Source organism: Vibrio pomeroyi (genome assembly GCF_024347595.1).
In the GTDB taxonomy this organism is placed as follows: Bacteria; Pseudomonadota; Gammaproteobacteria; order Enterobacterales; family Vibrionaceae; genus Vibrio; species Vibrio pomeroyi.
In genome coordinates this window covers 3,045,114-3,058,353 of record NZ_AP025506.1, presented here as the reverse complement: position 1 = coordinate 3,058,353, position 13,240 = coordinate 3,045,114, and the positions used below count along the sequence as shown (strand labels likewise).

Genomic DNA, 13,240 nt, shown 5'->3' with positions numbered 1-13,240 from the left:
AGCCATTTGAGAACATCGTCTGCTTAACCACTGTGGTAGGTTATGGCATTTTTATGTGTCGTTTTTGCTATTTGCCGTGAATTTCGAGCTAATTACAGTGCTCTTTTTGTAAACTATCAGGTAACTGACTGACGTTCCATTGTTGGCAGCCCCACAATAAAATCTCATCGATTGAAGCCTCACAAATAGCCTCAGGAATAGTGAAACCTAAGAAATGCATGGCATTAAGTAGCGTTGGTTTTGGGTTGTCGAGATCGATAGCTGTGGCGTGGTTCTGTTTTGACAGTTTATTCCCCAAGCCATCGGTTGCCAATGGTAAGTGCAGGTAACTGACGGTTTTTTGCTTGAGTGTCTTATACAAACTGATTTGTCGACCTGTTGGTTCGATTAGGTCTGCGCCTCTAACAACTTCAGTCACCCCTTGGTCGATATCATCAAGGACAACCGCCAAGTTATAAGCAAACAGTCCATCTCGGCGTTTGATAATGAAGTCTTCTTCCGCTAATGCCTTAGGTATCTGGATTGTGCCGTGACGAACATCGTCAAACGACTCGACAGGATAATCCATGCACAAGCGTACCGCTTGCTCACCTGAATCAATCAGACCTGCGTGTCGACAGTGGCTATTATAGAAACCACCCAAGGCTTTTATCTGTTTACGAGTGCATTGGCAGTAGTAGGCTTGTTTATCAGCGACCCATTGATCAATTTGAGCTTGATACATGTCGTGACGTTGGCTTTGATAGATGACTTCGCCATCCCAAAAGAGATGGTAAGCCTCAAGCGTCTTAAGAATCAGATCTGCAGCTCCGGCCATTTCTCTTGGTGGGTCTAGGTCTTCCATACGCACCAACCATTTTCCTTGGTTAGATTTTGCTTGGAAGTAGCTACCAAGAGCAGCAACAAGTGAGCCAAAATGAAGAGGACCTGACGGTGATGGTGCAAAGCGCCCGATATAATTCATGTGTGAATAACCTAATCTGGATGGTACCGCAGTAGCCGATTCTTAAGACGTTTAACTGTCGTAGTATTGCTTCTAACTCACGCTTTAACGCTGAGTTCACCAACAAAAAAGGGAGCCAAAGCTCCCTTTCTTTATATCTGCAAGAATTAACCTTGCATCTGTTTCTCTTTGATCTCTGCAAGTGTTTTACAGTCAATACAAAGGTCAGCAGTTGGACGAGCTTCAAGGCGACGAATGCCAATCTCGATACCGCAAGAATCACAGAAGCCGAAATCGTCTTCTTCGATCTTGTCTAGTGTCTTTTCAATTTTCTTGATTAGACGACGCTCACGGTCACGGTTGCGTAGCTCTAGGCTGAATTCTTCTTCTTGAGAAGCACGGTCAACTGGGTCTGGGAAATTCGCTGCTTCGTCCTGCATGTGGTGAACAGTACGATCAACTTCTTCCCTGAGCTGGTTGCGCCAAGCTGCTAAAATTTTTGTAAAATGTTCCGTTTGCTCAGGTGACATGTATTCTTCACCTGGCTTTTCTTGGTACGGTTCAACACCTGCGATGGCTAGGATGCCTAGCGCTTTTTTCTTAGATTCTGGCATACAGCATCTCCTATTTACACCTAGTCAACTGCAAAGCAGCTAATTTTAAGGCGGGTATCTATAGCAGAAAGAACGAATGGTGGCAAATACTCTTATTCAAACTTGCAATCAATGTGATTTGTTCAACACCTTTGTTCAGTTATTGATAAATTCAACAGATTGTTTTAGTTGTATTTGAGTACTGCTGAGCTCTGCTTTATAGCAAAGCACTTCAACTCCAGCGTCTTGTGCTTGTTTTAGTAATAACGAATATTTGGCGTCTATATGGTGTGCCGCAGACACTTTTTCAATACCTGAATGCAAAACAGTGAATAAAAGTACCGCTCTATTTCCAGATTCGACCATTTCTGTGAGTTCACGCAGATGTTTTTGGCCTCTGGTGGTGACCGCATCAGGGAAAAAACCTTGTCCTTCGGTTGACGCTTGTTGCTCGTCGAGCAAAGTGACGCTTTTTACTTCGATATAACAAGGCGGCTTTTCGTTATCTTCAAGCAGAATGTCAATTCGACTATTCTCGCTACCATACTTCACTTCGGTTCGTAACGCGTTATAACCTAAGAGTTCAACTATAGTCCCATTTTCAATTGCTTCCACCGCTAGCTGGTTTGCTCGCGCAGTATTTACACAAATACGGTGACCTTTGTCTGTTTCTGAGATCTCCCAACTGTTTGGGTACTTTCTTTTTGCATTATCGGATGTTGAGTACCAAACGGTGTTGCCTGGAGTCGCACATCCTGTCATTGCGCCAGTGTTAGCACAGTGAATAGTACGCTCGCTGCCGTCAGGAAGTTTGATGTCAGTGAGGAAACGTTTATAGCGTTTGATAAGAGTCGCTGACTCTAATGGCGGATTGAAGTGCATATTACTTATTTAGACGGGTAGGTTTTTATGTACAATGTTGCCAACATTACACCACAAGGTTCTCCCATTGCCACAACTGCCCATAGAAGCTGTGATGCCAGATCTGCTCGCTGGCGTAGAAACACACACTCAACTTATTCTAAAGGCCGCTCCCGGTGCAGGTAAGTCAACATTCTTCCCTTTACAGCTGGTTAAGACTAATGCCGTTCAAGGCAAAATTATCATGCTTGAGCCTAGGCGTTTGGCGGCAAGAAATATTGCGACTTACTTGGCGAGCCAATTGGGAGAGAAGGTCGGGGAGAGTATAGGTTTTAGAGTTCGTGGTGAATCTAAAACCAGCAGCACAACTCGCTTGGAGATCGTTACCGAAGGGATCATGACAAGAATGATCCAAACCGACCCTGAATTGACAGGGGTGGATATGGTGATCTTCGATGAGTTTCACGAACGCAGCATTCATGCCGATACCGCTTTGGCTTTTAGCTTAGAGATCCAAGAGGCGCTACGTGATGATTTGAAAGTGGTTGTGATGTCGGCAACGTTAGATCAACAAGCGTTGCAATCTTTATTGCCGAATGCCAAATATGTTGAATCTCAAGGTCGTACTTTCCCGGTCGACTTTCGCTATCAGCCTCTCAGTACTAATGAATATTTAGCCCCTAAAATGGCGAATGTGATTCGTTCTTTGATGGAGAAGGAATCCGGTTCGTTGTTAGCATTCTTGCCTGGCGTTTCTGCAATTAAGCAGGTGGAGTCTCAATTAGAACAACTCTCTAGCGATATCGATGTGTGCCCTTTGTATGGTCAACTCAGTTTTCCTCAACAGCAGAAAGCGATAGCACCATCTGAGAAAGGACGACGCAAAGTGGTATTGGCTACCAATATTGCTGAAACCTCTTTGACCATTGAGGGTATTCGGTTAGTGGTGGATTCTGGTCTTGAACGTGTGGCGAAGTTTGATTTGAAAACCGGTATCACTAAGCTTGAGCAAGTGAAAATCTCGCAGTCTTCCGCTGAGCAGCGTGCAGGCCGTGCAGGGCGAATTGAAGAAGGTCTGTGTGTTCGCTTGTACAGCGAAACGCAATTAATGCAGCAACCCGCTGTACCTGAACCTGAAATTTTACATTCAGATCTCTCTTCGCTGGTGGCTGAGCTGACGCAATGGGGTGCAGCAAATGCAGATGAGTTGCAATGGCTAGATGTTCCGCCACAAGCTTCAGTTGAGCAAGCCAAACAACTGCTGCAAAGCCTTGAGCTATTAGACAGCAATGGTCAATTTACGGCGCTAGGTAAACAGGCTCAACGTTTAGGCCTTGAGCCACGTATCGCCAGCATGCTGATAAAAGCGCAACAGAACAGCCCGGCATTGCTGAATGCTGCGATTGTCGCCGCCGCTTTACTTGAAGAACCTGAACGCAACGTCACCGATATTCAGCATTCATTGCACCGACTTAAGCAAAGAAAACATTCGAAAAACAGCGTGGTGATGCAGCGAGCGAAAAGTCTCGCCAGCAAACTCAATCATCACGTAGATTTGTCACAACTTGATGAATCATTGTTACCATTAGTGCTTTGTTTTGCATTCCCTGACCGAATAGCTCAAGCGAGAAGCGCAACCAGTAGTGCTTTCCTGCTTGCGAATGGTCACGGCGCTGAGGTGCGTGATGATGATCCATTGGCGAACAACGATTACATCGTGGTGATTGATTTGATGCGCAGCACAGGACGAGCCAGTCAGATTTTCTTGGCAACCGCCGTTGATATTGCGCAGTTAGAAGAAGCGTTTCCAAAACTCTTTGCCTGTTCAGATTATGCGGATTGGGATGAAAAACGTGGCCGCTTAGTTGCCGAGCAGCGAGTCTCTTTGGGCAAACTGATTATCAGTACCAAAGCCTTACCTGAGCCGAGTGCGGATCAGGCAAGCCAAGCGCTACTCAATTATATCGCTCGATGCGGGCTTGATCATTTACATTGGACGCCAGCCGCGAAGCAGCTTGTTGAGCGTGTACGATGCGCTCAGCTTTGGATGCCAGAATATGATTGGCCTGCGATGGATAATGCTAGCTTGATTGAACATCTAGATACTTGGTTATTGCCGTATTTGAATGGCATAAAGTCAGCAAAAGGGTTGTCGGGTGTTTCCATTGAACAGGCACTGTCGGCGTACCTTGGTTGGCCGTTGAATCAAGAAATAGACCAATGGTTACCAACGCATTACGTGATGCCTACAGGCAGTAAAAAAGCGATTCGATACCAATATCAATCGGAGCCTGTGATCTCGGTGCGAATGCAAGAAGTCTTTGGTGAACAAGACTCACCATTGATAGCGCAAGGTCGTAAAAAAGTCGTGCTTGAGTTACTTTCTCCAGCGCAGCGACCATTGCAAATCACTCAGGATTTAGCTGGCTTTTGGGCTGGCGCATATAAAGAAGTACAAAAAGAGATGAAAGGCCGTTACCCAAAACACCCTTGGCCCGATGATCCTGCTAACCATGTAGCAACCACTAAAACCAAACGACAGTTGAACCGATGATGACCAAAATGTTAACGCCCAAAAAGGCACCACCTAAAAAAGCGCCAGCAAAGAAGTCACCAGCGACCAAAGCCAAGCCTCGAAAACCGAGAGCAGCCGCGAAGAAGACCAAACCAAGAGCCAAGAAAACGGGCAACCGAGGTTGGTTGAAGATCCTTTGGGGCATAGCTTGGAAAGCGGGCTTAGCCTTGGCCGCGTTGTTGTTGTTCGTCGGTATCTATCTAGATTCGGTGGTCAAGCAGCGCTTTGAAGGTCAATTGTTTGATTTGCCTACCGTTGTTTATGCTCGCGTGTTGGATCTGTCTCCGGGTACGGCGGTGAGTTTGACACAGGTTAAGAATGAACTGGATGTACTTAATTATCGTAAGGTGAATTCTCCTCGTCATCCGGGTGAGTACTCTTCTTCTTCAACCAAGATTGAGATGATTCGTCGTCCGTTCGAGTTCGTTGACGGGCCGGAAGCTGACCGTCATGTGATGTTGCACTTCAATGGCAATGAATTAACTCGAATCCAGTCGCTAGAGAAAAAAGGCGACATGGGTTATCTACGTGTTGAACCGAAAATGCTGGGCATGCTTGAGAAAAGCAACGATGAGCAGCGACTGTTCTTAAAACGTAACCAATTCCCAGAAGTGATGGTTGATGCGCTACTGGCGACCGAAGACCGAAACTTCTACCAACACGATGGGGTTTCGCCATTGGCTATTGCTCGTGCGATGGTGGTGAATGTTAAAGCCGGACGCACGGTACAAGGTGGTAGTACGCTGACTCAGCAGTTGGCGAAAAACTTGTTCCTATCTAGTGAAAGAACACTGTGGCGTAAGGTTCGTGAGGCCTACATTGCACTGATCTTGGATCATCGTTATAGCAAAGATCGCATCCTAGAAGCTTACTTGAACGAGGTTTACCTAGGTCAGAATGGCGGTCAAGCCATCCACGGCTTCGGCTTGGCTTCGCGTTTGTACTTCGGTCAACCGATCCAAGAGCTGCGCATCGATCAGCTAGCATTGCTAGTCGGTATGGTGAAAGGGCCGTCGTATTACAATCCTGTTCGCTATCCTGAACGCGCTAAGACTCGACGAGATCTGGTTCTTCGCTTATTGATGCAACAAGATATTTTGACTCCAAGACAATATGAAGAGGCTGCAAGCCGTGACTTGGATATTCAAGATAATCCGCGCATTGCTAGCCGACAGCCTGCTTACTTCCAACAGGTTAACATCGAGCTGAAAAAGTACGTTGGAGACCGATTTGAAGCCAAGAAAGGGATACGAGTATTTACCTCTCTTGATCCTGTGTCTCAAGATAAGCTAGAGAAGTCGATTGCGCGTAAGGTACCAGACTTATCCAAAACTGCACGTGACAAGCTTGAAGCGGCCGCGATTGCTGTTGATAGAAATACTGGTGAAATCCGTGCGATGGTAGGGGGCAAGCGTACGGGCTACGATGGTTTTAACCGTGCCTTGAATGCAAGTCGCCCAATTGGTTCATTAGTCAAACCTGCAATCTACCTGACGGCATTGGAGCAGCCACAAAAGTACACGCTTGCAACGACTTTGATGGATACACCACTCAGCTTGAAAGGCAGTAAAGGCAGCGTCTGGAGCCCGAGAAACTTCGATCGTAAGTTCCGCGGAGAGGTGCCTTTGTATGTGGCACTTTCGAAATCTTATAACGTGCCAACGGTTCGATTGGGAATGCAGTTAGGTATTGATAGTGTCTCGGATACAATTGGAAAGCTGGGTGTCGATAAAAATGAGATTCGCCCAGTGCCATCGATGTTCTTGGGTTCATTCTCACTGACACCATTCCAAGTTGCACAGATGTACCAGACAATCACCAACTCAGGCCGTATCGCACCGCTGTCTGCGCTTCGCTCAGTGGTTGATAATGATGGTGAGGTTCTATATCAATCAATCCCTCGCGTATCGCAAAGTGTTGATCAGCAAGCAGCTTGGCTAACAACCTATGCGATGAAGCGTGGTGTGTCGGAAGGAACGGGGCGTTTCCTACAAGGTCAGTTTGCATGGGCAGGGTTAGCCGGTAAAACGGGCACCAGTAACGACAGTCGCGATAGTTGGTTTGTTGGGGTTGATGGTCGTGAAGTGACGACGATTTGGCTCGGGCGTGATGACAATAAACCGACTAAACTGACAGGTTCTAGTGGTGCGCTGCGTGTCTATGCCGATTACCTGAAGCAAAGAACACCGGAACAGTTATTGCTGCCTTGGCCGACAGGGATTGCGACCGCCAGCTTTACTCGAACTCCCGAAGGTGCTTTGGAGTTTGACTGTGATGGTACCGTTAAATTGCCTGTTTGGGATGAAAGCGGGAACATTAAAAAGGGCTGTGAAAGTCAACCAAAACAGTGGCTAAAGAAGCTTTTTCAGTGGTAAAGTCGTAACAGAAAACAATGACAAGGATAGTTTAAAGAATGATTTCTCGTTGGTTAGTGAGCAGCTTAGGTGTTGTAGGTACAGTGATCAGTTTTCAACTGTTTGCAGCAACTGCGACGAAGGTTGATTCATCAGAACACGTTGAACTTGCACAAGCTCATAAAAGGCCAACCGTCGCTGTCGTTCTTGCTGGTGGGGGAGCGAAAGGTGCTGCCCACATCGGTGTGCTTAAAGCCTTAGAAGAGATGCAGATCCCAGTCGATTACATCACTGGTACCAGTATGGGCGCCTACGTTGGTGGTCTTTATGCGACAGGGATGAGCGCTGACGAGATTGAAAGTTTTATTTACACGGTTGATTGGAATCGTGGTTATCGCGACCGCGTTAACCGTAGTGATCGCCGTGTGCGTGACAAAGAGTATGAAGATCGCTATCAATTGAACACCGACCTCGGTTTAGGCTGGGGTGAAATCAAAGCGAGAAAAGGTGTGGTTCAAGGTCAGAATATGTTGCGTATCCTGCGCGAGACCACCGGAAATCTGTCTTCATTCGACTCTTTTGATAACCTTGCTATCCCATACCGTTCTGTAGCTACTGATATTATTGAACTCGAAGAAGTGGTTATTGACCATGGTCACCTCGTTGATGCCATGATGGCGAGTATGTCAGTACCCGGAGCGCTTCCACCTTATGAAGTCGATGGGCGAATGCTAGTCGATGGTGGTGTTACCAATAACATGCCTGTGGATGTTGCTCGAGCGATGGGTGCAGACATCGTTATTGCTGTTGATATCAGTACAAACTATAAGAGCAAAGAAGACTTCACTAATTTTCTTGCTGCCGCAGACCAACTCTCTAATTACCTGGTTCAACGCAGTACCCAAGAGCAAGCCGCTACGTTAACAGACCATGATTTCTTCCTACGCCCTGATGTTGGGGAAATGGAAACCACAGAGTTCGACAAAATGCCGACGGCTTATCATGCTGGGTATGAAGCGACTAGGCAGTACACAGAGCAGCTTTCTAAGTTGTCGCTCTCGAATGTAGACTACCAACACTATATTGATGACAAGCAGAAAGCTCGAAGACAGCTGAAGCACGGTGATAAAACCAAGATCGACAAGGTGGTGATCAATAACAACACCCACTATTCAGACAAGCTGATTGAAAATCGCTTAAACCTCGATGCCGGTGAGGTTCTGAAAACCAGTGAAATCGAATCTAAAGTACAAGACCTCTATGCATTAGATAGATTTGAACTCGTGACTTATGAATTTGAAACGGTTGATGGTGAAGAGCAACTTCATGTGGATGTGAATGAGAAGTCGTGGGGCCCTAACTACCTCAACTTCCGATTCTTTCTTGAAGACGATTTCTCTACCACAAGCCAGTACTCGATCGGTCTCTCGGCTAACTTCACCGATATTAACTCACACGGTGCGGAGTTAAGAACCAATATCGAGATGGGTACCGACAAGCGAATTGAGGCGGAACTCTTTTCGCCTTTCTTCTCTAGTCAAAAGTTATTTACTTCAGCTTCGATTGTCTACAGCAAGCAAAATCGAAATTTGCCAGTGGATATTGATGAGATTGCAGAACCCACTCTGGATGTAACTCAAGACTATTTCCCTATGACATACAGCGAATACATTGGTGAAATCGCGTTGGGCTATCAACCCACTTTGTGGCAAGAGCTTAAATTTGGTGCTCGCTATACCGATGGTGATGTAGAAGTGGCTTCGCTGCCTTCTCTTGGTAACGGTGGTTACACACGTATTGGCGGTTTCATCAGTTATCGATTGGATACTTTAGATAACTTTAGCTTGCCTACCGAAGGTTATTTTGTCGACTTGGAATATCTGGTCTCTCATGACGACTTTCAGAATGATACTAATATCAATGACACTGAACTCACCTCTGAGAGTGATACGGTTTATGAGTTTTCAGCGAATTTCATGGCTGCACAAAGTTATGAAAGACATACTTTAGTCGGAAAGGTCGATTATGGCATTGTGGAGAGTAAGAACTCGATTTTTCCTATCGACCCTAAAGAGCTAGGTGGTTTCCTTAACCTATCGGGTATCCCAAGAAATAGCTTAATCGGTCAGAACTTGGCGTACACCAGTCTGATCTATCGATATAAGTGGTTTGAAAATGACTTCGGTCTCTTTGAATCACCGTTCTACGTGGGCGCATCCATTGAACATGGTGGTGTCTGGTCGAACAATGATTTAAGGCTTGATGAAGCGCCAATGTACACCGCTGGATCTGTGTTCGCGGGTGTGGATTCGCCAATTGGGCCAATCATATTAGCTTATGGACGAACTGAAGATAACTTCGACTCGGTTTACTTGATTGTAGGAACCTCTTACAAATAATCATGCGCAGAGTCGTCATTTAAGTGCGTAAATAGGCAAAAATAGTGGGACTTTCGTCTTAACTTGCTATGTTGGTCAAAATGATAAGATTTTAATTTAACGTTAAATTTGCTATTCTACCGCCCACAGTTTGGCCTCTATGACGCCGCTCATCAATACAAATTGAATGACAAAAATGGCAATGGAGAGCCAAGTTTCCAAGGATGTTCGCTTCTTTATTTTACTAACAATTATGAAGGTAAGAAGTGAACCGCAATGAGAGGAAAAAAGTCGTGCTTGAAGCCTACCGTAAACACGTCGAAGAACGTGCTGCCGAGGGAGTTGTTCCAAAACCACTAGATGCTGAGCAGGTTGCTGGCCTAGTTGAACTTCTGAAGAATCCACCTCAAGGTGAAGAAGAGATCATTCTTGACCTACTAGAAAACCGCATTCCACCAGGTGTAGATGAAGCTGCTTATGTAAAAGCAGGTTTCCTTACGGCTATCACAAAGGGTGAAGTATCATCTCCGCTAGTAAGCAAAGCAAAAGCTGCAGAATTGCTTGGTACTATGCAAGGTGGTTACAACATCGAATCTCTAGTATCTCTGCTTGATGATGCTGAGCTTGCTCCTATCGCTGTTAAAGCGCTGTCTCACACTCTCCTAATGTTCGATGCATTCTACGACGTAGAAGAGAAAGCGAAAGCTGGCAATGCTGCTGCACAACAAGTACTTCAATCTTGGGCTGATGCTGAATGGTTTACAGCGAAAGATAAAGTAGCAGAAAAAATCACAGTAAAAGTATTCAAAGTCACTGGTGAAACGAACACCGATGACCTATCTCCAGCGCCAGATGCATGGTCACGTCCTGATATCCCAGTACACGCAAAAGCGATGCTGAAAATGGAGCGTGAAGGCATTACCCCTGATGATCAGGGTAACGTTGGTCCAATTACTCAAATTGAAGAACTACAAAAAGATGGCATTCCGCTGGCTTACGTTGGTGATGTTGTTGGTACAGGTTCTTCTCGTAAATCTGCGACAAACTCAGTGCTTTGGTTCATGGGTGAAGATATCCCATTCGTACCAAACAAACGCACTGGTGGTGTTTGTCTAGGTGGTAAAATTGCTCCAATCTTCTACAACACAATGGAAGATTCAGGCGCACTACCTATCGAACTGAACGTACAAGACATGAACATGGGCGATATCATTGATATCTACCCGTACGAAGGTGTTGTTCACAAAAACGGTTCTGTAATTTCAAACTTCGAACTCAGCAAAGTTCTTCTAGATGAAGTTCGTGCTGGTGGCCGTATTCCACTGATCATTGGTCGTGGCCTAACAGGTCGTGCTCGTGATTCTTTAGGTCTAGCTGAAACGGATATGTTTGCTAAACCAATTGATCCTTCTGCTTCTGATAAAGGCTACACGCTTGCTCAGAAGATGGTAGGTAAAGCATGTGGTATTGAAGGCGTTCGCGCTGGTCAATACTGTGAGCCGAAGATGACAACCGTAGGTTCTCAAGATACTACGGGTCCTATGACGCGTGATGAACTTAAAGACCTTGCGTGTCTTGGCTTCTCTGCGGATCTAGTGATGCAGTCTTTCTGTCACACATCGGCATATCCGAAACCAGTTGACGTAAACACGCATCACACGCTACCTGATTTCATCATGAACCGTGCGGGTGTTTCACTGCGTCCGGGTGATGGTGTTATCCACTCATGGCTCAACCGTATGTTGCTTCCTGATACTGTTGGTACAGGTGGTGACTCGCATACTCGTTTCCCATTAGGTATTTCGTTCCCTGCGGGTTCTGGTCTAGTCGCATTCGCGGCAGCAACGGGTGTTATGCCACTTGATATGCCTGAATCTATCTTGGTTCGTTTTAAAGGTGAAATGCAGCCAGGTATCACGCTACGTGACCTAGTACACGCGATTCCTCTATACGGTATCAAGCAAGGTCTACTGACCGTAGAGAAAGCAGGTAAGATCAACGAATTCTCTGGTCGTGTACTAGAAATTGAAGGTGTTGAGCACCTATCTGTTGAGCAAGCATTCGAACTTTCTGATGCATCTGCTGAGCGTTCTGCTGCAGGTTGTACGGTTAAGCTTTCTGAAGAGTCTATCTCTGAGTACTTGAACTCGAACATCGTGATGCTTAAGTGGATGATCGCTGAAGGTTACGGTGATGTTCGTACTATCGAACGTCGTATTACAGCTATGGAAGAGTGGCTAGCTAACCCTGAGTTACTGTCTGCTGATTCAGATGCTGAATACGCTCACGTTATCGAGATCGACCTTGCTGACATCGATCAACCAATCCTATGTGCTCCAAACGATCCAGATGATGCTCGTCTTCTTTCTGACGTTCAAGGCACTGAGATTCAAGAAGTGTTCATCGGTTCTTGTATGACGAACATAGGTCACTTCCGTGCTGCAGGTAAGATGCTTGAAGAGTTCAATGGCTCTCTAAACACTCGCCTATGGGTTGCTCCGCCAACTAAGATGGATAAAGACCAGCTGACAGAAGAAGGCTACTACGGCATCTTCGGCCGTGCTGGGGTTCGTATCGAAACTCCGGGTTGTTCACTGTGTATGGGTAACCAAGCACGTGTTGCAGATAAGTCGACAGTAATGTCTACGTCTACTCGTAACTTCCCGAACCGTTTGGGTACTGGTGCGAATGTTTACCTAGCTTCTGCTGAACTTTCTGCAGTTGGTGCGATTCTTGGTCGTATCCCAACGAAAGAAGAGTACCTTGAGTACGCAGAGAAGATTAACGCAACGGCTGCAGATACATACCGCTACCTGAACTTCCATAAAATGGGTCAGTACACGGAAAAAGCAGATACGGTTATTTTCCAAGAGCCAGCATAACCGCTGACTGATTGAGTAACTTGCTGAACGCCTTCTATTCGTAGAAGGCGTTTTTTTATGTCTGCATGTTCGGTGACGAGCGACTCGATCTCTTGATAACTTCGCTATATACTCTCGCCTCATTTTTAACCCTATCTGTCATTAGTGCGCGGAGCCTTTATGGAATTTGAATTTACAAGAAACACTTTAATGGGCGAGTACTATGTAAAGTGCAGCATGGGGCACGAGATCGTTGGCCGCTGGCTACAAGAAGAGATCGGTAAAGATAAGCAGAAGCTAGAAAATATAATGGCGCTTATTGAGCAATCTCGACAGGATCTGAGCAATGAAGTGACCTTGCTTGGTAAAGAGATCAGTTTAGCGATCAATGAAGACGAAGTGACGATTCAAGAAAACGTACTTGGCCACGAGCAAGAGATGGAAGAGGGCAGTGAGTTCGACTTTTATAACTGCGAGAGCCAAGCAAGCTGTGGCATCGATGACTTCGAGCTACTGATTGAGCGTTGGATGGAGTTTCTAGGTTACTAGTCTTTGATTTTCTAAGCTCGATATTCTGTTTCTATTTTTAGCTTTGAAGACCTTGTTGCCCAAAACTGGAGCAACAATAGTGCAACGCATTAAGATAGTGAAAAGGCCGCACCATATTGGTGCGGC

The 13,240-nt window shown here is 45.8% G+C and carries 8 protein-coding genes; 5 read left to right on the top strand and 3 right to left on the bottom strand.

Features of this window, described 5'->3' with window-relative positions:
* Window positions 1–88: 88 nt before the first annotated feature.
* From gluQRS to sfsA, 3 genes are all read right to left on the bottom strand, one after another.
* Window positions 89–964, bottom strand: coding sequence for a tRNA glutamyl-Q(34) synthetase GluQRS (gene gluQRS, locus OCV12_RS13295; RefSeq protein WP_261884857.1), 876 nt, complete (start codon window positions 962–964; stop codon window positions 89–91).
* Between the two features lie 146 nt (window positions 965–1,110).
* Window positions 1,111–1,557, bottom strand: a complete 447-nt coding sequence (dksA, locus tag OCV12_RS13290; RefSeq protein WP_004738189.1) for an RNA polymerase-binding protein DksA — start codon at window positions 1,555–1,557, stop codon at window positions 1,111–1,113.
* Window positions 1,558–1,692: 135 nt separating this feature from the next.
* The gene (sfsA, locus tag OCV12_RS13285; protein WP_261884856.1) at window positions 1,693–2,418 is read right to left on the bottom strand and encodes a DNA/RNA nuclease SfsA; all 726 of its coding nucleotides are present in this window, start codon (window positions 2,416–2,418) and stop codon (window positions 1,693–1,695) included.
* A 94-nt stretch (window positions 2,419–2,512) separates the two neighbouring features.
* Here sfsA and hrpB point away from each other — a divergent pair, with 94 nt between their 5' ends.
* The 5 genes from hrpB (at window position 2,513) to OCV12_RS13260 (ending at window position 13,114) form a co-directional block, all read left to right on the top strand.
* Entirely contained in the window at window positions 2,513–4,951 is a 2,439-nt protein-coding gene (hrpB, locus tag OCV12_RS13280; RefSeq protein WP_261885960.1) for an ATP-dependent helicase HrpB, read from the top strand.
* The gene (gene mrcB, locus OCV12_RS13275; RefSeq protein WP_261884855.1) at window positions 4,948–7,347 is read left to right on the top strand and encodes a penicillin-binding protein 1B; all 2,400 of its coding nucleotides are present in this window, start codon (window positions 4,948–4,950) and stop codon (window positions 7,345–7,347) included. Before hrpB ends, mrcB begins: the two co-directional genes overlap by 4 nt.
* 38 nt (window positions 7,348–7,385) lie before the next feature.
* A complete protein-coding gene (locus OCV12_RS13270) occupies window positions 7,386–9,725 on the top strand; it encodes a patatin-like phospholipase family protein (RefSeq protein ID WP_261884854.1) in 2,340 nt (779 codons plus the stop codon).
* A gap of 272 nt (window positions 9,726–9,997) precedes the next feature.
* The gene (acnB, locus tag OCV12_RS13265; RefSeq protein ID WP_261884853.1) at window positions 9,998–12,586 is read left to right on the top strand and encodes a bifunctional aconitate hydratase 2/2-methylisocitrate dehydratase; all 2,589 of its coding nucleotides are present in this window, start codon (window positions 9,998–10,000) and stop codon (window positions 12,584–12,586) included.
* A gap of 159 nt (window positions 12,587–12,745) precedes the next feature.
* The gene (locus OCV12_RS13260) at window positions 12,746–13,114 is read left to right on the top strand and encodes a YacL family protein (RefSeq protein ID WP_261884852.1); all 369 of its coding nucleotides are present in this window, start codon (window positions 12,746–12,748) and stop codon (window positions 13,112–13,114) included.
* The last annotated feature ends 126 nt before the right edge of the window (window positions 13,115–13,240 follow it).